We start from the raw sequence: 25,757 nt of genomic DNA, 5'->3' as shown, positions 1-25,757 counted from the left end.
ATTGTCTGGTGGTATGACCTTCAGAAAGGAGAAAAGTTCCATAGACTTTGGCACCAAAGCCTAGTCTGAAAAGTCATCCCGCCCTGCGAAAGCCAGTTCATCGGGCATGATCTGCCAGAGCGAATAAAACTCTCGCCTTCTGGCACAGCTGTCAGGGCGCAAACTGGTGACTTGAATGGAGCGGCTGCACGGGCTGAAACAAAATTTCTTAATCCTGCCTTCTGTTTGCAAACGGGCCCTTTCCAGCCAGTTCCCGTCTGCCGTCAACCCGAACAGAATCAGGCTGCGCGTATCCGTCTTGGGAACCACAGCCAGAAGGCAACCTTCCTGATTGAAATCTGCTTTTACGATAGAGAACCCGATGCGTTGATTGACCCACTGAACGGCGGCGGGTTCACCGAATGGCTGATCGAAAGATTCAGCAAAAGGCTGACGTTGATAGAGATCAGTGTGTCCGGCAGGATCGTTACAAACAATGGTTTCACCGCTGGGACTGGTTACTAAAAGGGACTCAGCCGAAAATGTTTGTGTCTTGCCCCAGGTTCCGGACGCTGCCTTGCGCCAGATCGTTACCTCACCCCCGCTTCTTCTGATGAATTCACAAGGGTCCACAGAAAATTGAATTTCACCACCGCCGTCTTCGGGCTCCTCCCGTTTAGATTGCTGCCACTGGTCGTCAGTTAATTCCCAGATATCAATACTTTCCTCGGTGGTGATAATCAGAAGCCGACCATCGGGGCTAAATTCAGGTTTAAGCTGGAAATATCGGGTTGGCTGGTCACAGTATTCAAGGATTCTCTGTTTTTCACGCCACTGCCCTTGAGGGTCAGAGGCAAAAATGACGACAAAGAAATAATCCCGTTCAATATCACCGTGATGGGAATCATTGCCGGCATCCTCAAACCATGTGGCAAAATGGCGGTTATCCGGACTGAATGCCACATGAAGATCAAACTCAAAATCGCTCACTTTTTCGCCACTGGGCATTTCTTTCAGATCATCAGCAGGATCTTTAACAGTAATGTGACCCGTGTTTGACCAGGATCCATCGTCTGCCTTGCTCATCAGCCTGATGCGTGAGTTATTACCATAAAGCACAAGATGATTGCTGTCGGCACTGAATAGCCCATGAGAAAGACGTGTATTAATGTTGCCTTTATTGATCCACTGTCCATCTGCACCCCGACCCAGAATAGCTACAGCTCGCCACTGGTTAATACAGACCAGTGTCCTGGCATCAGGTGACAGGTGCATGATATCGATATCCTGATACTTACATTTAGGAAAAACCTCACCCGTTGTCAGTTGTTGCTCAACCCACGTATCGTTCTTGCGTTCATAAACGGACAGACAATGCTCTTTGCCGTTGCATTGGTAGCTTAAAGGTCCAGATCGTATAAGAGTTCGTGGAAAGGGTTGCCGGACAAATAAAATATGGTCGGTCTGCTGATGCCCATAACTGACATGGTCGTCGTGTTTGATTTCAGCTTCCCTGACCCAATGGCCATCAGGGTCCAGGACCAGAATATCGCTGTAGTTCTCCGCCTTTTTCTCAATGATGATGGGAATATGATCACGCAGATGATGTTTAAGGCTATGAATATTTATGCTGTCAGTGGGTATAAGGGTCAGTGTGACCCCATCAAGAATCTGCTGGCGCAAATGGCTGGCATAAAAGGAGTAAAAGGCCGGGCCCTGTTGCGCAGGGAAATGACAAACAGAAAATATGGACAATGTCCTGAGGTACTCAAGGAGTAAATGACTGGACTGAATGATTGCCCGGCACTCAGTCTGCCTTTGTCTGGTCAGGGAGAGGAAGTGATGAACCTCTTCCAGACCGCATGACCTCAGGCGATCGCCCATTGTCGGCGATGTTTGCCCAAAATGATTAATATCTTCGATGGCTAAATAGCTGGCGATTTTCTCCAGCACTTCCAGAGGCAAGCTGGCCCACTGGCGGTCGTAGCCAGTCATAACCGTTGCTGAATCCGCTGCGGATACGGTTCTCGTCTTGTCCGGTATCCTGACCGGAGTTGACCATGGACTGAGTTTGGGAATGACATCAGAGACCTCTGCAATGTTTGACGGTGCATCTTGCTTTGCTCTGTTGGCTATCGCGCTTCTGCTATCAGGAACGGGTTCGTTTATCTTCCCGCCAGTCAGACCATCCATAGTTAACCTTTCTGCTCTCATTCGTGGGACTGTCTTGAAATTGTTTAATGATTTGACCTTCAGACAGGAGAAAAGTTGCATTTGGATGCTTTCCCGTAACCATTCAGGAAAGTCAATGATCTTGAAAAACGCATCACGGTCAAACGCTTATCAACTATCCAATGACTCATAAATCGAATTCAAATTCACGCTGCTCAAAAACTCTTCGAGAATGGTTGTCATATCCCAGGATTTGAGTATCAGAGCATTATTGGTATTTTGTGCTCGCATTAAGTAGGCATCCTTAACAGACTTCTGAAACAAAAAAGAGCTGTTAATATTACACATCATGTCAAACAGCGTCTCAGGTGAAGATGGATCATGAGCGCCGTAGTAGCCCTGATTATCGGAGTCCATGACGCAGGCATCGCCCCAACAAAAATTTAAACAACCGCCTTTCGAGTGTGTCACTTGATACAGGTAATAAGTGAAGGCTTGCAGAATCGCGCTCATGCATTTGTTTTTTAAATCATCCAAAAGCTTTTGGTCTTCTGGCTGCACCTCAACGGACTCTGGTCTCATTTTTTTCAACGACTGCTGCAGTTTAGGGCTGTTCTTAACTTTTCGTTGAAACAGGACATCGGTCATTTCATTAAGCTCTGCACTGTAACAGTCAGGTTGCCCCAGGATAATCACCGGACGGTGGTTATTCTTGCCTGAGGATAACTGTACAAACGCAGGCTGGTGCAACAGCATTCGTTCTATATTCGGAATGCCCCCGGGTTGATCCGTCCAGGCGGTCCGTATAGATGAGCTGACAATGTTACCTTCCAGAAATGGCGAAAAACCATCATGAGAATCAGTGATGAAAAAGATACTGCCTTCTTTCTCCCGAAGTCTTTTATGAGCCAGCAGAAACGCCTGACTATTTTTTTCCCTGGACAAAAAATGCTCATACCACTTTTTCAGACAACGGGCGGCCTCAACCTTCAGTTTATCAATGCCTTCCAGACGCACCAATAGCTCATGATAATTATGGACCAATACTAAATGGCTTTGTGAGAACGGCACTGGATACAGCCAATTCAATGCCATGGCTTTACGCGCAAACTGAAGAACTGAAGGCTTGGTCAAGTCACTGCACTCCAGTACAAATACTATTGCAAGCAGCCATTGGTCATGAGTTACCCCGGCCTGATCAATCAATTTTGAATGGAGTATCTTGAGTGGTTCAGTGACCTTATCTTCATCACTGTTGGACAATATTTGTATGATTGCCCCCGATATCCATTTAAATGTCTCCTCGAAAGAGCCCAATACTTCTGTTCCCAGTGACTCAACCACTGAGATGCCCATGGAAAAGGCGGTTAAATTTTTTTCCTTCCAAAGGTTATTTAATAGTTCGGAAATACTTAGATTGGTTTCTGGCAATACGCTGTTTGTCTCAAGGGCCTTTTTAAGTTCCTCAAGGTTTATGCCACAGGCTTTGGACAGAGTTTGCAGTTGTGTTGAATCAGCACCTTTCAGGAGATTCTTAATCTGCTTTAATGCACTGCTGGAACCGGGAAACTTAATGTTGGGCTGAAAGGCAGGTGTGATTTTTGTTGGCACTACAGGCGCTCCGCCCAAATCCACGGACTTCCAGGTTTGGCCGTCATCCCCGGAGTATTCGGCAAATCTATGGATGCGGTTATCAATTTGCCGACATGGAATCCCGAAATAACGACAAAAAGCAATAAAAACAGGCACACGATGGCGACAGCTGCCTTGCCGCTGTGTTACGAGAAATTCAAAGAAATTCTTACCATTCTTTGGTTGAGACGCACCGGAAAACTGCTGGCAATACTCAGTGATTGCCACAATGCGTTGCCAGATGTCTTCAGCGTTTTCTATTGTCCGCAGAGGCTCCTGTATTTCGGATGGTTGTTGTTCAATGCTCTTAAACAATTTGTCCAGTACTGTTTTCATACCTTCTGAACAACTCTGGTCAAAAAGTATTGATCGTTCTGGTTGGGTGCCTTTAGTCGGTGTTTTTTTGCCGGGTTCTACGACATAAGCCACTTGAATACTCTGGTTGGCTTTTGCCTCTGGAATAGTCAATGAGTGAAGCCCGGTGTATCGGTCCCTGATCAGGGTGAATGGCAAATCGGGCTCAATACGCAGGGCCACGATGTAATCGTCAGGCGTCAGGCTGGGCAATGCATATTGACCATTCTTCGGTGACACCTTCAGGGTCGCCAGCGTTTGATCGCTGGCTAATCTCACTTCCTGGCCTTGCCCCGGCAATCGCTCAGGCATCAGGGCTTCGACCCTCTGAATGTGTTTATCACTGATCTCGATCAGTTTGATGTTACCCTCAGGAGTCACATAAATATCCTTTGCCCACCAGCGATACATCCGGGAAGAGGGCGTCTGCGTATTAAAAACTTTATAGTCTTCAACGACAGGCTTCTTCTGGTTCTCATAGTTTGTGCTCCAGTCCAATACCTCAGACTGTTTCTCGAAGGCTTGTGGGATGTATTTTTCAGAATCGTCAGCCCGATGGTCCGGTTGCGCACTTATCTGCTGCCAGAACGCAGGCCACCATTGAACGGCATTGGAATTCCACGAGTTTATCTGCTGGTCAGCCTCCTGAAGATAAGATTGGTTAGCTGGCATTTTCAGTGTTTGTTCCTCTTCTTTTGTCAGGGGGAATACACTGTTGGCGTCCACGTCCGAGCCACCAAACTGACGATCAAACCAGCTTTTCTGCCAGTATCGGTACAGTGCCCGGGTGAGAATATCGTCTGACTGGTCCGGCTTCAGGGGAAGACCGGATGCCCGCCATTCTGCCTGAGCCACCCTCCTGATGATTTCCGTTTTGACTTTCTTTTCATGCAGATGAGTGTTGATACAAATTTCATGTTTTTTTTCATCCATACTGTTGCGGTTACTCTGTCGTATCAACCACGGGCGATTAATGCGCGTTACTGTCTGGTAGAACCAATGGCACAGTACAGGATCAAGCGCTCCTTCATCCATGGCAAGAGTCGATGACTCAGGCAGTTGCTCCAGTGACAGGTCGGCGGCCATCAGATAAAGTCGGTAGTGCTGATCGAAGCATTGATGAAGTCCTTTTTCGGTAAAGTCGCTCCTTTTCATAACAGCCCTGGCGACGTTCTGTAAATCAAGGCTGGTGGGCTGTAACGGCAGGTTTTTGCGTTGCAGGTCGGCCCTCAATCGACAATGTTGCTCAGTCAGCTTTTTAGCCGCGAATTTACCCTCCGTGGTCTCTGGCAAGAATTTTTCGGCAATGGTCTGCAATTCGGTCTGGTTATACTGGCGGATCGGCAAATGTCTGAAACGTCCTTTCAGCGCCGGTGATAAGGGTTTTCGCCCACTGTACTCAGGCGGGTTGATGGTGGCGAACAGATGGAAACCCGGATGGCTGTCACCGGCCAGTATATCGTTTAACTCACCTTCCAGATGCTGGCTGTCGATCAGATTCATTTCCGAAATCACCACGATGCCACCGTCGACTTTTGCCTTCCGGATCGCTTCACACACTTTGTCCCAGGAACAATCACAGGCATTCAGGAGAAAGACTTCCGGCATGGATTCTCCCCGTTGCTCAGCCTGCTGTCTGACACTTGCAATCATCAGGTTCAGCGTGACATCCTTACCTCGTCCAGCCGGGCCTTCAACCAGCGTCGCCTGACGGCCGCCGTGTTTTCTGCCGAGATGATAAGCCTGCTGACAGCGGCTTAAATCCTGCCCAAGCCGCTGCACCAGCTCAATGACTGCCGATCCGGAGGTATCAAACTCAGGTCGGGTTTGTTCGGTGAGTTGTATGAAGGGCTGCTGTATATCCTCCAGGTTCTGTGCACGAACTCTGTCGCTCAGGGTGTTGTCCGGGTGGTAGCGGGCAGCAAACCAGATCTCCAGTGCTGACAGGGCATCCTGATGAGTCTCGCTGATTTCGCTACCCAGTACATCCCGGAAACTTTGTTGGATCAAACTGTTCACTTGCTCACAGCTAACACTGTCTCCTTTGGATAACGCACGATCCAGATACCAGCCCACCCAACTGCAGATATCCGTTAAATCCCTGGGAGTGAACTCATGTTCGGGCAATAGTTCCGGATAATATTGCCAGAGTGCCATCACACTCCTGGTGGCAGTGTGTGCAATGTCGTTTATTTCAGGCTCCGACAGATGTCGCTGTAACTGATTGACCAGAGCCGGTTCCACCACTCTGTCGCGAAGGAAAGCTTGATCCAGGCGTGGGTAGTAAGCCCTGGGCAATTTCTCTTTCAGGGTCGGGTCCATTTGGCGTCCGGCGTAGTGATCGGGGTTGCCGGTGAGAATCACCCGGTGTTTTGTGCTGACCGGAACAGGATGACCGTTCACATAGATGCAGGGTTCCGGTTCCCACAAGCCATTCAATGACGCCAGTAATCCGGTTTTGGCGAGGTTGGCTTCATCCAGAACCAGTGTGACATAGCCTCCGTCTTTGTCGGATTCGGTATTGGCCCATTCCATCAACGCCCGGTTTTGCTCCGCCATAGAGCGGTCGCCATCGTCGTGTTCTTGCCACTGCCAGCGTTTCATCAGGGTCTGTTCGCTATCAGTAGGTCCAAGGGACAACACCGAAGCCTGCCCTGAAGCCTTCGCCATTGTGGCAGAAAAGTAACTTTTCCCAGTGCCGGTTTCTCCCTCAAGGAAGATAACGGGAGAGTCCGTAAGCCGGTCATGGAGTCGGGATAAACGACGACTTTCACGATCCTTCTGACTCATCTCGCCGTGATAAAGATCCCAGGCCAGTGCTGACAGAGACCTATCGGTGGAGCCCGACCATTTCAGTGATTCAGACAGTTGATGTTTTATGCGTTCAATGCCTGCTGCCTCGGAATTTGTTGTTCTGGCAATGTGAAAACAATCGCTGGCCAGTGCGTGAATGGCATCGGATCGGGTTTGTCCTGATGGCAAAGGCAATTGCCAACCGGAAGCCAGTGCATCTTGCAAACGTTTGATCTGTCTTGCTGGCCTGATGGCTAACGGTTGATATTGCTCCGCTGCCTCCGGATCGACTTGCAACTGATGTGCCATTGCCTCTCGTTCAGGCACATGGGCAACGATCATGGCACAGAGCCTGTCCAGAGCTTCATTATTTTCCTGTCGAAATGGACTTTCATAGGACAGTTGTAATGCTCCATTAAATACTGCCGGGTCAAAGGCTCTGGCCAGTTGCCACAGGTTCTGCTCCACAAACGCTCTATTCAGCCGCAGAGTACTGTTAATGATGTCATTTAAGTGATCCGGGTCTACCGAGGCAGTTTGATTCTCATCCGGCGTTTTATCCGGTAACAAGTGCCAGCAAGCCACTTTCATAAAATCACGCACGGGCGGATGTTGCCGGGTGCCATGGGTGATGACGCTGTTGATGGCCTTGCGCCAGTGGCACGGCAGGAGTTGCAGGGAGCGGTCAACCTGCTGTGCTCGCCGGGCAGCCAGTATCAGGTTACTCAACAGGCCTTCGGTCATTTCCGGCAAAGGGTTACACAGGTGGGCAGGTACGGTTTCAGACGCTTCGTAAAGCAAGTGCAGAGCCTGTTCAGGCAGTCCAGCGCGGGAGATATCATATTTGAGGGCATTGATATCCCAGAGATTGACCTCAGGACACGATTTTCCCCTGGCAATCATCGAACGCAATACTGAAGAGGCGCTGTTCACGGACTCAGGCCAGAGTAGAGTGACATTAGCCTGTGGGTAGGCCTGTAATTGGCCATTGACCAACAGAGGTTGTCCAAGCATCAGGGGTTCCAGAAGCTGCTGAAGCTTTGGGTTAGTTTCGAGTCCCCGGAATACCACCGGCTTGCCAGCGCTTAATGCCTTCTGTAAGTCACTCTGACGTCGTCCAAAATGAGCCTGTTGTTCCGAGGCGATATAGATGTTATCAAACAGCTGGCTAAAGCTGGTCTGGTCATTGACCTGAATGACCAGAGGTGTTTCCTGATGACTATTGATCCACTGACTGGCCTGGGCGTGCTGCTGATAACTGACTGCACTGAAGGCAGACTGATCTCTGACATTGAGCAGAGGATGCTCATCCTTTTCTGACACTCCCAGAGCTTTCGGCTGCTGTTTTGAATGAGTTACCTGAAGCTGTGGCTGCAAATCTGTCGTCTCGCGAATCGTCTGCAGTGAACCCAGTAAACGAAACCATAGTTCCACATTGAGTGGGGACGTTACTGTAACTGCACCAGCCGCCCGAATTTGCTCCAACAGACAGGTGTTAGGAGCTGCATAACCTTCCGGGGCAATGGCAATCGGGCTCAGCCATTCCGCGATATTACTCTGGTTAATGATGATCGGGCCTGGTGCTGTGTGCTTTTTATCAGGTCCTTTGTCAGCTTTTTTGTCACCTTCTTTGTCACAAGAGCGGTACAGGCTTTGGAACCGTGAACGAAGCTCGTCATTCCGTACCGGCATCTGATAAAACTGAACATCGTCGGGTAACTGACAGATCTTCCCGTTGCTCTCGAAACATTGTTGCGCCAGCATCTGTCGAATTGTTTGTTCAAAGGCCAGATCCTGCCAGTTGGCTCCTTTCAGAATCACTCTTTGTCCGGCCCTTAATGACTCAAGCCTGCCGGGGAGGTGCCGGATTCGCCCCTGTTGATCCACTCCGGGGCCGCCCAGCAGCAACTGTCGCCAGTGACTGTGCAAGTGGCAGTCAATAAGAACAGTATTGTTGTCATCCATAGTGCGTTCGGAGTAGGGGAGTTCAGTTAATACCGGAGGAACTTTGTCGATCTTCATCGATGGATCATTGCCAGTCTTTGCATCGAACTGCCAGGTATTTTCCGGTCGATTAACTCGCCGCCAGAAATCAGCCCCCGGTGCGACGGCCCCCGGTGCGACGGCCCCCGGTGCCTCGTCAAGCTGGCCAACCGATGCCAGCTGGGCAGGGGCTGCCAGGACCCATAGAGAAACATGCTCGCCCAGAGGGCGTTTCTTCTGGCTGACTTTGTCATACAGACAGGGATTATCCGGGTCCAGCAGATCGTTAAATTTTGGCAGTTCATCACTGGTGAGTTTGCGGATATCCATCACCAGTGTCAGTGGCTTTGAACTTTCAAAGAGCTTGCCAGACCCCAGAGTGTAGTGACCATCGTCGGCAATACTAAACCGGCTCACCAGGTTAGCCTGTGAGAGGTCATCGGGGTGGGCAATAAGAATGACGTCCCTGTGTTCATTAGAGGTTTGGGCAACTAAAAGCCGTCGAACCTCATCATCATTGGCGACAAAACGGAAATCGAAGCAATGAGGGGCCTTTTGGAGCGAGGAATCCATTGTGGATACGGTTCTCTCTTTGTCAGGCAAGTCAATTGGAGGTGAAGATCTAGTAAGTTCGGGAGTGACAATGGGACAGATAGCCAAATTCTCTGACGATGAAGCCAGATTTGCTCCTGTGGCTGGCACGCCACTGTGTGTGTCTGGAAAAGGTTTGCTGATTTCTACTTTAATCTGGCCATCCATAGTCAATCTCCCTACTGCCATTTGAAGGACTACATTGAAATTGTTTGAATATTTGACCTGCAAAATGGATGAAAGTTCTATTTGAATTTTGCCGGTCAAGACTGACGGTCAAGATTGAGACACCCATAGAAAATTACTTCAGTGCAGATTCCGGTCAAGATTGAGACACCCATAGAAAATTACTTCAGTGCAGATTCCTGCATCATTATTTGCCTCTGATGATAAATCCTGCTTTGCTAACCTGGCTGCAAAGTCATTATGAAAAAGATTATCATCAAGGGCGTGTTTGTTTGTAGCTGGAACAATCCGACCATCCATAGTCAGTTTCCCTCCTGTTATCTGACAGCCCTTTATTAAAATTGCTTAATGATTTGGCCTTCAGACAGGAGGAAAGTTCAATTTGGTTTAGAAGTCACCAAACTCGAAAAAATCCATCATAATCAGACTCTAATGCCGTATCCAGTGAGTCATAAAGCGAATTCAAATTCACGCTGTTCACAAACTCTTCGGCAATTTTTGTCAGCTCACTGTTTTTGAGAATCAGAGCGTCACTGGCGTTAAGTGCATGTCTTAAGTAGTCATCCTTAATAGCTTCCTGCGACCAGTCAGAGCTCCCGATCAAAGACATCATGGCATATAGCTCTCTCGGTGAGGATGGATCATGAGCGCCAAAGCTGTCATCATTTTCCCTCCAGTCGCTAGGATAGGCCCAACAATAGGTTAAGCTCCCACCGTTCGAATGTGTCATTCCATACAAGTAATGAATAAAGGCCTGTTGAATCGCTTTCTTGCATTCTTTTTTATAGCGAGACACCAGAAGTTCTTCCCTGGATGTGACCCCATTGGACTTCAGGAAGGATTGGTACTTGCTGTTGATATCACGCTTTTCTTTCCTGCTATCCGTTGCCATTAAAGCATCACGTTGTCGTTTTTCCATTGCCTTACATTGATTGATTTTTTCGAACATCTGCTTAAAATCCGGGCTGTTCTCAAGTTTCCTTTGAAACAGAGCTTCGGCCTTTTCATTAATCGCTTTGTTCCTCGGGGAGATTTGTCCCAGAATAATCATCGGACGGTGGTTCCCCTTACCCGAGTTTGACTGCATAAAGGCAGGTTGTTGCAACAATATTCGTTCTATATTCGGAACGCCCTCTGGTTTGTTTGTCCAGGAAATCTCTATGCTTGGACTGGCAATTTTATTTTTAAGGAATGGCGAATGCCCGTCATGATGATGGGTGATGAAGAGAGTGTTCTTTTTACTCTTTTGGAAGCTTTCATAATCCTGCTGCCATTGCTGGTTATTTTTTTCCCTCGACATCAATACCCCATACCACTTTTTCAGGCAATGAGCGGCTTTAATGTTCAGTCCATCGACACTTTCCAGACGCACCAATAGTTCATGATGTACAGAGGCCTCTATAAGCTCTGTTATATAGGTCAGCACTGGATCCAGCCAACCCGATTCCAGGGCTTCACGTGCAAAGTGAATAATTGCAGGACGGGTCAAATCACTGTTTGCCAGTACGTCCGCTATTGAACACAACCACTGTTCAGGAGGTGTTCCGACCTGATCGATCATTTTTGAATGGAGTGACTTGAGTTGTTCACTGACCTGATCTTCATCACTGCTGGACAATATTATTTTGAGAGCCTCCGCCATCGGTTTATATTGACTTCCGTATTCAAACACTTTACCGACCAATGCTTTCTCGTCTTCGCCGAATGCTTCTGTCTCCAGCGACTGAAGCATTGAGGCGCCAATGGAAAATCTGGTTAAATCTCTTGCCTCCCAAAGGTGCTTCACTATTTCGAAAGTACCTGGAATTTTTTCTGGCAATGCACTGCCTGTCTCAAGGACTTTGTTCAGTTCCTCAAGGCTCATACCAGAGGCTTCAGCCAGAATTTGCTGTTGTGCTAAATCAGCATCTTTCATGACATTTTTCAGGAGAACCCTGGCCTGCCTTGACTCATTACCAGAGCAAAGGACCCTGTTGACAGGCTGGAACTGAGGTAAGATTTCAGTTAACTTGCCAGATGTTCCGCCCAAGTTCACTGTCTCCCAGGTTTGGCCTCTATCCGGAGAACACTCGGCAAAGGCGTGGACAGGGTTATTGATTTGCCGACATGGAATGCCAAAATAACGACAAAAAGCAACAAATACAGACGAACGATGTGTACAGTTACCTTGCCGCTGTGTTACGAGGAAATGAAAGAAATTTTTATTGTGCTCTGGCAAAGCATCACAGGAAAATCCTCGGCAATAGTTCTCGATCGCCTCAATGCGTTGCATCGTGCTTTTAGCGTTTTTTATTCTCTGCAAAGGCACCTGTACTTCGGTTGGTTGTTGCTCAATGTTATCAAGCACTCCCTTCAGTACTGTTTTCATAGTTTCTGAACAGCGGACGTCAAAACGTGTGGATTGTGCTGGTCGGACGTCTTCAGCAGGTGTTTTTTTGCCCGTTTGTCCGGACTCTACGACATAAGTAAATTCAATACTCTGGTTGGCTCCGGAGTTTGGAATAAACACTGTGTGAAGCCCGGTATAGCAATCCCTGACCAGGGTCAACGACGAATGGGGTTCTGTACGCAGGGCCAGGATACAGTCGTCAGGCGCCAGGCTTGGCAATGGGTATTGACCATTGTTTGATGTCATCTTAATGGTTGCCAGCGTCTGGTTGCTGGCTAATGTCACTTCCTGGTCACGTTGTGGTAACCGGTCTGGTATGAGAACTTCGACCCCCTGCATGTGTTGATCACTAATATTGATCCATTTGACATCGCCTTGAGCAGACACATAAACATCCCATGCGCACCAGCGATCCATCCGGGAAGAAGGGTTCTGCGTACGAAAAACTATATGCTCTTCGAAGTGTGGCTCCTCCTGGTTATCGTAGTCCGTGCTCCGTTCCAATGTTTTAGCCTGTTCCTCGTAGGCTTCTGCAATGTATTTTTCAGGCGCCTTATCAGCGTAAATAGTCAACGTCTGATCAACAGGTTGTGACTCATGGTTTTTTCTCTGATCCAGTGGCGAAGCCTGTTTCTCGTGGACTTCTGGCTTGTCTTGTTCAGGCGCCTTATCAGCGTAAGCAGTCAACGTCTGGTCAACAGGTTGTGACTTATGGTTTTTTCTCTGATCCAATGGCGAAGCCTGTTTCTCGTCGACTTTGATAAAATCGTCTACCAGATGGTTCGGCAGATCACTGATCTGGTGCCAGAACGCAGGCCGCCATTGGACTTCACCGGCTTTCCACGCCCTTATCTGCTGATCAGCGGCCTGAAGATAAGGCTGGTTAGCTGACATTTTCAGCGTTTGTTGCTGTTCTTCCGTCAGGGGAAATACGCTGTTAGCGTCCACGTTCGTTCGGCCAAAATGATTGCTAAACCAGCTTTGCTGCCAGTGTCGGTAGAGTGCCCCGGTGAGAATATCGTCCGAATTCAGGGGAAGGCCTGATGACTGCCACTTTGCCTGAGCCATGCTCTTGATGAGTTCCGTTCTGGCTTCCTTTTCATCCAGCTGAGTGTTAACAAGGATTTCATGTTTTTTTTCATTAACACTGTTGAGATGACTGCCTCGTATCAACCACGGACGATCAATGCCCGATACCGTTTCATTGAACCAACGGCAAAGTCCGGAATCAAATTCACTTTTCCCCATGGCAAGAGCTGAAGACTTGGGCAGTTTCTCCAGCGTTATGTTGGCAGCCATCAGATAAAGTCGGTAGTGTCGATTGAGACATTGATGAACGGCTTTTTCGCTAAAATCACCACCACTGGTGATAGCCATGGCAACATTCTGTAAATCAAGGCTGGTGGGCTGCAACGGCAGTTTTTTGCGTTGCAGGTGAGCTCTTAGACGACAATGCTTTTCTGTTAGCATTTTAGCGGCGAATGTCCCTTCTGAGGACTCTGGCAACACTTTTTCGGCAATGGTCTGCAATTCGGTCGGGTTATACTGCCGGATGGGCAAATGCCGAAAACGCCCTTTCAGCGCCGGTGATAAGGGTTTTCGCCCGCTATACTCTGGCGGGTTGATAGTAGCAAACAGGTGGAAACCCGGATGAGCATCACCGGCCAGAATACCGTTTAACTCACCTTCCAGATGCTGGCTGTCGATCAGATTCATTTCCGAAATCACCACGATGCCGCCTTCCTCTTTTGCCTTCCGGATCGCTTCACACACTTTGTCCCAGGAACAATCACTGGCATTCAGGAGATAGACTTTGGGCATGGATTCTTGCCGTTGCTCAGCCTGCCGTTTGACACTTTTGATCAGCAGATTCAGAGTAGCATCCTTACCTCGCCCGGCTGGGCCTTCGATCAACGTCGCCTGTCGTCCGCTGTGTTTCCTGTCCAGGTGATAAGCCTGCTGACAGCGACTAAAATCCTGCCCAAGCTGTTGCACCAGTTGACTGACTGCCGATCCGGAGATATCAAACTCAGGTCGGATTGCTTTGGTTAATGTTTCGAAGTCCTGCTGAATATACGGCAGGGTATGGTTATGAACTTTGTCGCGCAGGGTGTTGTCCACTTCGTAATGGGCAGCAAACCAGATTTCCAGTGCCTGCCGGGCATCCTGATGAGTTTCGGTGATTTCAGGACCCAGAAGATCCCGAAAGCTTTGCTGGATCAAACCGTTCACTTGCTTGCAGGTAACATTCGCACCTGCGGGCAGCGCACGATCCAGATACCAGCCCACCCAACTGCAGATATCCGTTAAATCCCTGGGGGTAAACTCATGCTCGGGCAAGAGTTCCTGATAATATTGCCACAGTGCCATCACGCTCTCGGCGGTAATTCGTGCAATGTCGTTTATTTCAGGCTCCGACAGATGTCCCTGTAACTGATTGACCAGAGCCGGTTCCACTACGCTGTCGCGAAGGAAAGCCTGATCCAGACGTGGGTAGTAAGCCCTGGGCAATTTCTCTTTCAGGGTCGGGTCGAGCTGGCGCCCGGCATAATGATCCGGGTTACCGGTGAGAATCACCCGGTGTTTTGGGCTGACTTCGACAGGATGACCATTCACGTAAATGCAGGGTTGTGGTTCCCATAAGCCGTTCAATGATGCCAGTAATCCGGTTTTGGTGAGGTTAGCTTCATCCAGAACCAGGGTGACATAGCCTCCATCTTTGTCGGATTTGGTATTGGCCCATTCCATCAGCGTCCGATTTTGCTGTGTCATAGAACGGTCGCCGTCGGCGTCTTGTTGCCAATGCCAGCGTTTCATCAGGGTCTGTTCGCTGTCAGAAGGTCCAAGGGAAATGACCTCAGCCAGCCCTGCAGCTTTGGCCATTTTGGCAGAAAAGTAACTTTTCCCGGTGCCGGTTTCTCCCTGCAGGAATATAACGGGGGAGTCTGTGAGCCGGTCATGGAGTCGGGATAATCGTCGGCTTTCACGATCCTTTTGACTTATCTCGCCATGACAAAGATCCCGGGCCAGTGCCGACAGGGGCTCATCAGCAGAGCCCGTCCATTTCAGTGATTCAGACAGTCGATGTTCTATGCGTTCAATGCGTTCTGCCTCCGAATTTGCTGTTCTGGCCCTATGAAAACAATCGATGGCCAGTGTCTGAATAGCATCGGATCGGGTCTGCCCTGATGACAGAGGTAAATGCCAGCCAGAAGCCAGCGCATCTTGCAAACGTTTAATCTGTCCTGTTGGCCTGATGGCTAACGATTGCCAGGGCTTCGCTGCCGACGGTTCGACTTGCAACTGGAGTGCTAAAGCGTTTCGCTGTTGCTCAGGCCCACAGGCCACGATGATGGCACAGAGCCTGTCCAGAATTTCTTTTGCATCCCTGTATGGCAATGGATTTTCATAGGACAGTTGCAATCCTTTAATCAATCCAGCGGCCCTGAATACCTCCGGGTTAAAGGCTCTGGCCAGTTGCCACAGGTTTTGCTTCACAAACGCTCTATCCAACTGCGGGGCACTATTGATGACGGCATTTAACCGATCCGGGTCTACCGAGGGAGGTTGATCCTTATCCGGTAACAAGTGCCAACAGGCCACTTTCATAAAATCACGCACGGACGGATGCTGTCGTGTACCATGGCTGATAATGCTATTGATGGCCCTGCGCCAGTGGCGGGGCAGGAGCTGTGAGGACTGGTCAACCTGCTGTGCTCGCCGGGCAGCCAGTATCAGGTTGTTCAATAACCCTTCGGTTATTTCAGGCAGAGGGTTACAAAGGTTTGCAGGTACGGTTTTAAAGGCTTTGTAAAGTTCATCAAGCGCCTGTTCCGGCAGCTCAGACCGGGAGATTTTATGCTTGTCCGCATTGAGATCCCAGAGATCGACCTCGGGACAGGGTTTACCTTTGGCAACCATCGAATTAAATACTGAAGAGGGGCTTTTCACAAGCCCGGGCCAGAGTACGGTGACTTGAGCCTGTGGGTAGGTTTGTAATTGGCCATTCAGCAACAGAGGTTGCCCAATAATCAGGGGTTCCAGAAGCTGCTGAAGTGTTGGATTAGTTTCCAGCCCTCTGAATACCACCGGTTTGCCAGCGGTCAAAGCCTTCTGCAAGTCACTCGGACGTCGTCCAAAATGCGCCTTTTTTTCCGAGGTGATGTGGATATTATCAAACAGCTCGCTGAGGCCGGATTGTTCATTGATCTGAATGACCAGGGGGGCTTGCGGTTGATGACTAATCCAATAACTTGCCTGGGCATGTTGTTGATAGGTCACCGTGTTAAAGGCACGGTGATCGCTGACTTTTTCCTGTGGCTCGGGCAGAGGGTATGCATCGTTTTCTTCCAACCCCAGGGCTTTGGGCTGCTGTTTTGAATGAGCCACCTGAAGTCCGGGCTCAAGGCCGGTCGCCTCACGAATCGCCTGCAGTGAGCCCAGCAAACGAAACCAATGCGCCTCAGTGAGGGGAGAGGTTACGGTAACGGCACCACCGGCCCGAACCTGTTCTAACAGACAGGTGTTGGGGACTGCATAGCCTTCCGGGGCAATGGCAATCGGGCTGAGCCATTGGGCAATATTACTCTCGTTAATGATGATCGGGTTGTCTGATAAAGAATGGGACAGACCCCGGAACAGTGAATGAAGCTCGTCCTTCCCTACCGGCATCTGATAAAACTGAACATCGTCGGGTAATGGACAGATTTCCCCATTGCTCTCAAAGCACTTCTGCGCCAGCATTTGCCTAATCGTCTGTTCAAAGGCCAGATCCTGCCAGTTGGCTCCTTTCAGAATCACTCTTTGTCCGGCCCTTAATGACTCAAGCCTGCCAGGGAGGTGCTGGATTCGCCCCTGTTGATCCACTCCGGGGCCACCCAGCAGCAACTGTCGCCAGTTGCTGTGCAAGTGACAGTTAATAATAATTGCATTGTCGTTTATAGCACTTTCGGCACTGGTGCATTCAGGTAATAAGGGAGGAACCTCGTCGATCTCTATTGATGGGTTCTTGCCGGTTTGCGCATCGAATTGCCAGGTATTTCCCGGTCGGTTAATTCGTCGCCAGAAATCAGCACCGGGTGCCTCGTCGCTCTGGCCAAACGATGCCAGCTGGGCAGGGTCTGCCAGGACCAATAGAGAAACATGTTCGCCCAAAGGGCGTTTCTTCTGACTGACTTTGTCGTACAGACAAGGGTTATCCGGGTCCAGCAGGTCGTTAAACTTTGGCAGATCCTCGCCGGTGAGTTTTCGGATATCCATCACCAGCGTCAGTGGCCTTGAACCTTCAAAGAGCTTGCCAGAACCCAGAGTGTGGCGACCGTCGGTGGCAATGCTCAACCGGCTTACCAGATTAGCCTGTGAGAGGTCATCGGGATGGGAAATAACGGTGACATCCCGATGTGCATCGTCGGTCTGGGCACTTAAAAGCCGACGAACTTCATCATCACTGTCAACAAAACGAAAATCGAAGGAATGAGTCGCCTTTTGGCGCGGGGAATCCGTCGAGGAGACGGTTCTCTTTTTGTCAGGCATCTTCTGCGAAGATGGCGATCTCTTTAGTTGGGACCTGACTTCAGTGCAGATTCCTGCATTATTATTTGCCTCTGATGATAAATCCAGCTTTGCTAACCTGGCTGAAAAGCCACTATGAAGAGGGTTATCATCAAAGGCGTGTTTGATTGTAGCTGGACCAATCCGACCTTCCATAGTCAGTCTCCCTCCTGTTATCTGACAGGCCTGTATTAAAATTCCTTAATAATTTGACCTCCAGACAGGACGGAAGTTCCCTTTGGATGGACTATGGAAGCAAGTGTCCAATCTCGAAAAACCCGGGGTCACGCATCCAATGAGTCACAGAGCGAACTCAAATTTACATTGCTCAAAAAGTCTTCGACGACGGTTGTCAGCTCATCGGATTTGAGTATCAGAGCGTTACTGGCGTTTTGTGCCTGTTTTAAATAGGACCCCTTAACAGAACTCTGAAATTCGGAAGAGCTACTTATATCAGACAACATGGCGAACAGCTCCAGTGGTGAGGATGGATCACGAGCGCCATTGTGGGCGTGCATGGCGGTAGAATCGGCCCAACAATAACTTAAAGAACCGCCTTTCGGGTGTGTAACTTCGTACAGGTAATGACTGAAAACCTGCTGAATCACCAGGCGGCATTTGTCTTTTAAATGACGCAAACGGTTCTGAAGATGGAGGCTTCCAAGTGAATATTCAGGGGCTAGTCTGATGTCTTCCAATAACTGCTGCCAGTGAGGGCTACTCTCAACTTTTCTTTGATACAGGGCTTCGATCTTTTCATTGATCACTCTGCTCTTCCAGTCAGGTTTTCCCAGGATAATCACCGGACGGCGGCTTGCCTTGCCTGAGTTTAACTGCACAAATGCGGGATGGTGCAGTAATATTCGCTCTATATTCGGAATGCCCTCAGGCTTGTCCGCCCAGACGTCCTGTATAGATGGGCGAGCCATTTTAGCTTCCAGGAGTGGCGAAAACCCATCATGACAATGAGTGATGAACAATGTCTCACCTCTTAGCTGCAGGATGCGACCGTAATCAAACTGCCAAAACGAACTGTTTTTTCCCCTGGACAACAAATTCTTATACCACTTTTTCAGGCAATGGGTGGCTTTAACCTTCAGCTCATCGACACCTTCCAGGCGCAGCAATAGCTGATGATGTTTAGTGGACTTTAAAGTTGAACTGTCGTAGGACGGCGTTGGGTCCAGCCAGCCCAATGCCATGACTTTACTGGCAAAACGAATAACCGAAGGTTTGGCCAGGTCGCAGCCATTCAGTATACGCACTATTGAACCCAACCATTCGAGAGGGTCTGCTTTGCCATGGACAATCATTTTTGAATGCAATAACGTGAGTTGTTCAGTGACCTGATCTTCATCACCATTGGACAATATGTGTATTACTGCCTCTGACATCGGGCTATAACGACCCCTTTTCGAACCCTCTCTCGTAATTCTGCTCCTACCCCAATTTCCATTTGGCAGACTACCGACCAATTCTATCTCGTGACGGTCCAATGCTCCTTTCTCGAGTAACACTGAGACACCCATGGAAAAACTGGTTAAATCCTTTCTCTCCCAGAGGTTCACTACTGTTTCGAAACTGTTTAGATCGGTTACTGGCAATGTACTGTTTGTCTCAAGGGCTTTGCTCAATTCCTTGAGGCTCATACCAGTGGCCTCAGCCAGAGCCTGCTGTTGTGCTAAATCAGCTTCTTTCAGGAGGTTCCTGAGCTTTCTTGATTCAGTACCAGACCCAGTGACCCGCCTGGTGAGCTGGAAGGCAGGCCAGATTTCTATCGGCTCACTAGGTACCCCGCCTAAATCCACTGACGTCCAGGTTTGGCCGTCATCCGGGGAAAACTCTGCAAAGGTGTGAATACTGTTACCGATTTGCCGACATGGAATCCCGAAGTAACGACAAAAAGCGATAAAAACAGGCACACGATGACAGCATCTCCCTTGCCGTTGTGTTACGAGGAATTGAAAGAAATTGCGTTTGCGCTCCGGTACAGAAACACCGGAAAACTGTTTGCAATAGTCCACGATCGCCTTAATGCGCTGGGTCGTGTTTTTAGCGTTTTCTATTTTCCTCAACGGCCCCTTTATTTCCGATGCTTGTTCTTCAATGTGCTCAAGCACGTCCTGCAATACTGCTCTCATACCTTCGCAACAGCGAGCGTCAAAACGTGTTGATTGTTCAGGCTGGGCTCTTCTGGCAGGTGTTTTTTTGTCTGGTTGCCATGGTTCTACGACATAAGTTACTCGAATAGTCTGTAAGGGTTTGGCCCCCGGAACAGACAGTGTGTGAAGCCCGGTATATCGGTCCCTGATCAGGGTAAATGGCAAATCGGGTTCTATGCGCAGGGCTACGATATAGTCGTTAAGCGTCAGGCTGGGTAATGTATATTGACCATTGTGGGATGAGATATCCAGGGTCGCCAGCGTTTGATCGCTGGCTAATGTCGCTTCCTGATCATGCCCGGGTAACTGGTCAGGTATCAGGACTTCGGCCCCCTGCATGTGTTGATTGGTAATATTTATCACCTTGACAGCGCCCTTGGCAGTCACATAAATATCTTCTGCCCCCCACCGATAGTTTTCGGGAAGATGGTCCTGCGTGTCAAAAATTACAAGCTCTTTAGCCTGTAACATCCCTTTATTCTCAAAGTCCGTTGTCCGGTTCAATGCTTCAGCCTCTTTCTCACGGGCTTCTGGAATGTATTTTTCAGGAGCCTTATCACCGCCAATAGTCATCGCTTCGTTAACTGGTTGTGGCTTATGGTTAGTTCCCCGGTCCAATGCTGAAGCCTTTTTTCCGTGGCCCTCTGGAAGGTATTTTTCTGAAGCTTTATCACCGTCAATAGTCATCGCTTCATTAACTGGTTGTGGCCTGTGGTTTGTTCCCCGGTCCAATGCTGAAGCCTGTTTTTCGTGGCCCTCTGGAAGGTATTTTTCAGGGGCCTTATCACCGTCAATAGTCATCGCTTCGTTAACAGGTTGTGGCTTTTGGATCGTTTTCTGAGCCAATGCCAGGGCTTGTTCCCCGTTGACGTCTGGCATGTCTTGATCAGGAGCCTTATCACCCTCAACAGCTGAGGCTTCGTAAATATAATCGTCAACCAGATGGTTCGGCAGATCACTTATCTGAGCCCAAAACGCAGGCCATAATCGGACTTCATGGATGTTCCATGCATTTATCCGCTGATCAGCTTCCCTGAGATAAGGCTGGCAAGCCTGTAATTTCAGCGTTTGTTTCTGTTCTTCCGTCATCGGAAATACGCTGTTAGCGGCCACGCCCGTCTGGCCAAACTTACGACCAAACCAGCATTGCTGCCAGTGTCGGTAGAGTGCCCCGGTGAGAATATCGTCTGACTGATCCGGCTTCAGGGAAAGGCCTGATGCCTGCCACTTTGCCTGAGCCACCATCCTGATCACTTCCGCTTTGGCTTCCTCTTTATTCGGACGATCCTTAAAACCAATGTCATGGCATTTTTCATCAATACTGTTGCGATCACTGCGCCGTATCAACCACGGACGATCAATGCCCGATAGCGTTTGGTTGAACCATTTGCAAAGTCCGGAATCAAGCTCACCATTGCTCATGGTAATAGCCGACGACGCTGGTAGTTCTTCCAGCGACAGGTCGGCTGCCATCAGATAAAGCCGGTAGTGCTGATGGAAGCATTGGTGAAGGCCGTTATCGCTAAAATCACCCCCTCTGATAACAGCCCTGGCGACATTCTGTAAATCAACACTGGTCGGCTGCAAGGGCAGGTTTTGCTTTTGCAGGTAAGCCCTCAATCGACAATGTAGCTGAGTCAGCTTTTTAGCCACGATTTCCGGCTGCGTAGTTTGCGACAATACTTTCCCGGCAATGGTCTGCAATTCGGTCGGGTTATACTGCCGGATCGGCAAATGTCGAAAACGCCCTTTCAACGCTGGTGATAAGGGTTTTCGCCCGCTGTACTCAGGCGGGTTGATAGTGGCAAACAGGTGGAAACCCGGATGGGCGTCACCGGCCAGAATATTGTTTAACTCACCTTCCAGATGCTGGCTGTCGATCAGGTTCATTTCCGAAATCACCACGATACCGCCTTCAATTTTGGCCTTCTGGATCTTTTCACACACTTTGTCCCAGGAACAATCACAGGCATTCAGGAGATAAACTTCCGGCGTGGACTCTCCCCGTCGCTTAGCCTGCTTTCTGACACTTTCAATCACCAGGTCCAGCGTGGCATCTTTACCCCGTCCAGCCGGGCCTTCAATCAGCGTTGCCTGACGACCGCCGTGTTTTATGTTGAGATGATAAGCCTGCTGAGCGCGGCTTAAATCCTGTCCAAGCCGTTGCGCCAGCTCAATGACCGCCGATCCGGAAGTATCAAACTCAGGTCGGATTGTTTTGGTGAATGTTTCGAAGGCCTGCTGAATATACGGCAGGGTATGATTATGAACTTTGTCGCGCAGGGTGTTGTCCACTTCGTAATGGGCAGCAAACCAGATGTCCAGTGCCTGCTGGGCATCCTGATGAGTCTCGTTGATTTCGGGGCCCAGAAGATCCCGAAAACTTTGCTGGATCAAACCGTTCACTTGCTTGCAGGTAATATTCTCACCTGCGGGCAGCGCACGATCCAGATACCAGCCCACCCAACTGCAGATATCCGTTAAATCCCTGGGAGTAAACTCATGCTTGGGCAAGAGTTCCTGATAATATTGCCACAGTGCCATCACGCTCTCGGTGGTAATGCGTGCAATGTCGTTTATTACAGGCTCTGACAGATGTCGCTGTAACTGATTGACCAGAGCCGGTTCCACCACCCTGTCGCGAAGGAAAGCCTGGTCCAGGCGTGGGTAGTAAGCCCTGGGCAATTTCTCTTTCAGGTCCGGATCGAGCTGGCGCCCGGTGTAATGATCCGGGTTACCGGTGAGAATCACCCGGTGTTTTGGGCTGACTTCGACAGGATGACCATTTACGTAAATGCAGGGTTGTGGTTCCCATAAGCCGTTCAATGATGCCAGTAATCCGGTTTTGGCGAGGTTGGCTTCATCCAGAACCAGAGTAATGTATTCTTTTCCAACACAGCCTCCGTCTTTGTCGGATTTGGTATTAGCCCATTCCATCAGCGTCCGATTTTGCTGTTTCATAGAACGGTCGCCATCGGCGTCTTGTTGCCACTGCCAGCGTTTCATCAAGGTCTGTTCGTTGTCAGAAGGTCCAAGGGAAATGACCTCAGCCAGCCCTGAAGCCTTTGCCATTTTGGCAGAAAAGTAACTTTTCCCGGTGCCGGTTTCTCCCTGCAGGAATATAACGGGAGAGTCTGTGAGCCGGTCATGGAGTCGGGATAACCGACGACTTTCACGATCCTTCTGACTTATCTCGCCATGACAAAGATCTTTGGCCAGTGCAGACAGGGGTTCATCAGCAGAACCCGTCCATTTCAGCGATTCAGACAGTCGATGTTCTATGCGTTTAATGCGTTCTGCCTCCGAATTTGCTGTTCTGGCCCTATGAAAACAGTCGGTGGCGAGCGCCTGAAGAGTATCGGATCGGGTCTGCCCCGATGGCAGAAGTAACTGCCAGCCAGAAGCCAGTGCATCCTGCAAACGTTTAATCCGTGCTGTTGGCCTGATGGCTAACGATTGACAGGTTTCTGCCGCCGGATCGACTTCCAACTGATAGGCTAAAGCATCTCGTTGTTCTTCAAGCCCATGGGCCACGATGATGGCACAGAGCTTGTCCAGAATTTCTTTTGCACCCCTGTATGGCAATGGATTTTCATAGGTCAGTTGCAATCCTTCAAATCCGGTGCCCTTGAATACTGCCGGGTTAAAGGCTCTGGCCAGTTGCCACAGGTTTTGCTTCACAAACGCTCTATCCAACTGCGGGGCACTATTGATGACGGCATTTAACCGATCCGGGTCTACCGAGGGAGGTTGATCCTTATCCGGTAACAAGTGCCAGCAGGCCACTTTCATAAAATCACGCACGGACGGATTCTGTCGGGTACCATGGGTGATAACACTATTGATGGCCCTGCGCCATTGGCAGGGCAGCAGTTGTGAGGACTGGTCAACCTGCTGTGCTCGCCGGGCAGCCAGTATCAGGTTATTCAATAACCCTTCGGTTATTTCAGGCAGAGGGTTACAAAGGTTTGCAGGTACGGTTTTAAAGGCTTTGTAAAGTTCATCAAGCGCCTGTTCCGGCAGCTCAGACCGGGAGATTTTATGCTTGTCCGCATTGAGATCCCAGAGATCGACCTCGGGACAGGGTTTACCTTTGGCAACCATCGAATTAAATACTGAAGAGGGGCTTTTCACAAGCCCGGGCCAGAGTACGGTGACTTGAGCCTGTGGGTAGGTTTGTAATTGGCCATTCAGCAACAGAGGTTGCCCAATAATCAGGGGTTCCAGAAGCTGCTGAAGTGTTGGATTAGTTTCCAGCCCTCTGAATACCACCGGTTTGCCAGCGGTCAAAGCCTTCTGCAAGTCACTCGGACGTCGTCCAAAATGCGCCTTTTTTTCCGAGGTGATGTGGATATTATCAAACAGCTCGCTGAGGCCGGATTGTTCATTGATCTGAATGACCAGGGGGGCTTGCGGTTGATGACTAATCCAATAACTTGCCTGGGCATGTTGTTGATAGGTCAACGTGTTAAAGGCACGGTGATCGCTGACTTTTTCCTGTGGCTCGGGCAGAGGGTATGCATCGTTTTCATCCAACCCCAGGGCTTTGGGCTGCTGTTTTGAATGAGCCACCTGAAGTCCGGGCTCAAGGCCGGTCGCCTCACGAATCGCCTGCAGTGAGCCCAGCAAACGAAACCAATGCGCCTCAGTGAGGGGAGAGGTTACGGTAACGGCACCACCGGCCCGAACCTGTTCTAACAGACAGGTGTTGGGGACTGCATAGCCTTCCGGGGCAATGGCAATCGGGCTGAGCCATTGGGCAATATTACTCTCGTTAATGATGATCGGGTTGTCTGATAAAGAATGGGACAGACCCCGGAACAGTGAATGAAGCTCGTCCTTCCCTACCGGCATCTGATAAAACTGAACATCGTCGGGTAATGGACAGATTTCCCCATTGCTCTCAAAGCACTTCTGCGCCAGCATTTGCCGAATCGTCTGTTCAAAGGCCAGATCCTGCCAGTTGGCTCCTTTAAGAATGACCCGTTGTCCGGCCCTTAATGACTCAAGCCTGCCGGGGACGTGCTGGATTCGCCCCTGTTTATCGACTCCGGGACCTCCCAGCAGTAACTGTCGCCAGTCACTGTGTAAATGGCAGTTAATTAAAACGGTATTGTCGTCATCCATAACACTTTCAGCGGAGGGGAGTTCAGCCAGTAACGGGGGAACCTTGTCGATCTCCATCGCTGGGTCGTTGCTGGTCTGTGCATCGAACTGCCAGGTATTTCCCGGTCGATTAATGCGTCGCCAGAAATCAGCACCGGGTGCGCCGGCCGCCGGAGCGCCATCGTTCTGGCCAACCGATGCCAGCTGGGCAGGGCTTGCCAGGACCAATAGAGAAACATGCTCACCCAGAGGGCGTTTCTCCCGACTGACTGTGTCGTACAGACAAGGGTTATCCGGGTCCAGCAGGTCGTTAAACTTTGGCAGATCCTCGCCGGTGAGTTTTCGGATATCCATCACCAGCGTCAGTGGCTTTGAACCTTCAAAGAGCTTTCCTGAGCGCAGGGTGTGGCGACCGTCGGAGGCAATGCTCAACCGGCTTACCAGATTAGCCTGTGAGAGGTCATCGGGATGGGAAATAACAGTGACATCCCGATATTCATCGCCGGTCAGGGCAGTTAAAAGCCGTCGAACTTCATCATCACTGTCGACAAAACAAAAATCGAAGGAATGAGTCGCCTTTTGGAACGAGGAATCCGTTGAGGAGACGGTTCTCTTTTTGTCAGGCATCCTCTGCGAAGATGGCGATCGCTTCAGTTGGGGCCTTACTTCAGTGCAGATGCCTGCATCATTATTTGCCTCTGATGATAAATCCAGCTTTGCTAGCTTGGCTGCAAAGCCGCTATGAAGAGGGTTATCATCAAGGGCGTGTTTGTTTGTAGCTCGATCAATCCGACCATCCATAGTCAATCTCCCTTTTGTTATCTGACAGGTCTCTATTAAAATTCCTTAATAATTTGACC

5 protein-coding genes are annotated in these 25,757 nt (G+C 49.6%); all 5 read right to left on the bottom strand.

Annotated features, from left to right (window positions below; translation table 11 throughout):
• Nucleotides 1-60: 60 nt before the first annotated feature.
• Nucleotides 61-2,172, bottom strand: coding sequence for an F-box protein (locus ACO6VG_RS01945; protein ID WP_422472423.1), 2,112 nt, complete (start codon nt 2,170-2,172; stop codon nt 61-63).
• Nucleotides 2,173-2,322: 150 nt separating this feature from the next.
• The gene (locus ACO6VG_RS01940; RefSeq protein ID WP_422472421.1) at nt 2,323-9,672 is read right to left on the bottom strand and encodes an AAA family ATPase; all 7,350 of its coding nucleotides are present in this window, start codon (nt 9,670-9,672) and stop codon (nt 2,323-2,325) included.
• 138 nt (nt 9,673-9,810) lie between these two features.
• Entirely contained in the window at nt 9,811-9,990 is a 180-nt protein-coding gene (locus ACO6VG_RS01935; protein WP_422472419.1) for a hypothetical protein, read from the bottom strand.
• 94 nt (nt 9,991-10,084) lie between these two features.
• The gene (locus ACO6VG_RS01930; RefSeq protein WP_422472417.1) at nt 10,085-17,785 is read right to left on the bottom strand and encodes an AAA family ATPase; all 7,701 of its coding nucleotides are present in this window, start codon (nt 17,783-17,785) and stop codon (nt 10,085-10,087) included.
• Between the two features lie 128 nt (nt 17,786-17,913).
• A complete protein-coding gene (locus ACO6VG_RS01925; protein WP_422472415.1) occupies nt 17,914-25,698 on the bottom strand; it encodes an AAA family ATPase in 7,785 nt (2,594 codons plus the stop codon).
• Between the last annotated feature and the right edge of the window lie 59 nt (nt 25,699-25,757).

It is taken from the genome of Endozoicomonas sp. ALB032, from assembly GCF_049310125.1.
Taxonomy (GTDB): domain Bacteria; phylum Pseudomonadota; class Gammaproteobacteria; order Pseudomonadales; family Endozoicomonadaceae; genus Endozoicomonas_A.
Note: the sequence above shows the minus strand (reverse complement) of the source record. Positions and strands in the feature narration are given on the sequence as shown.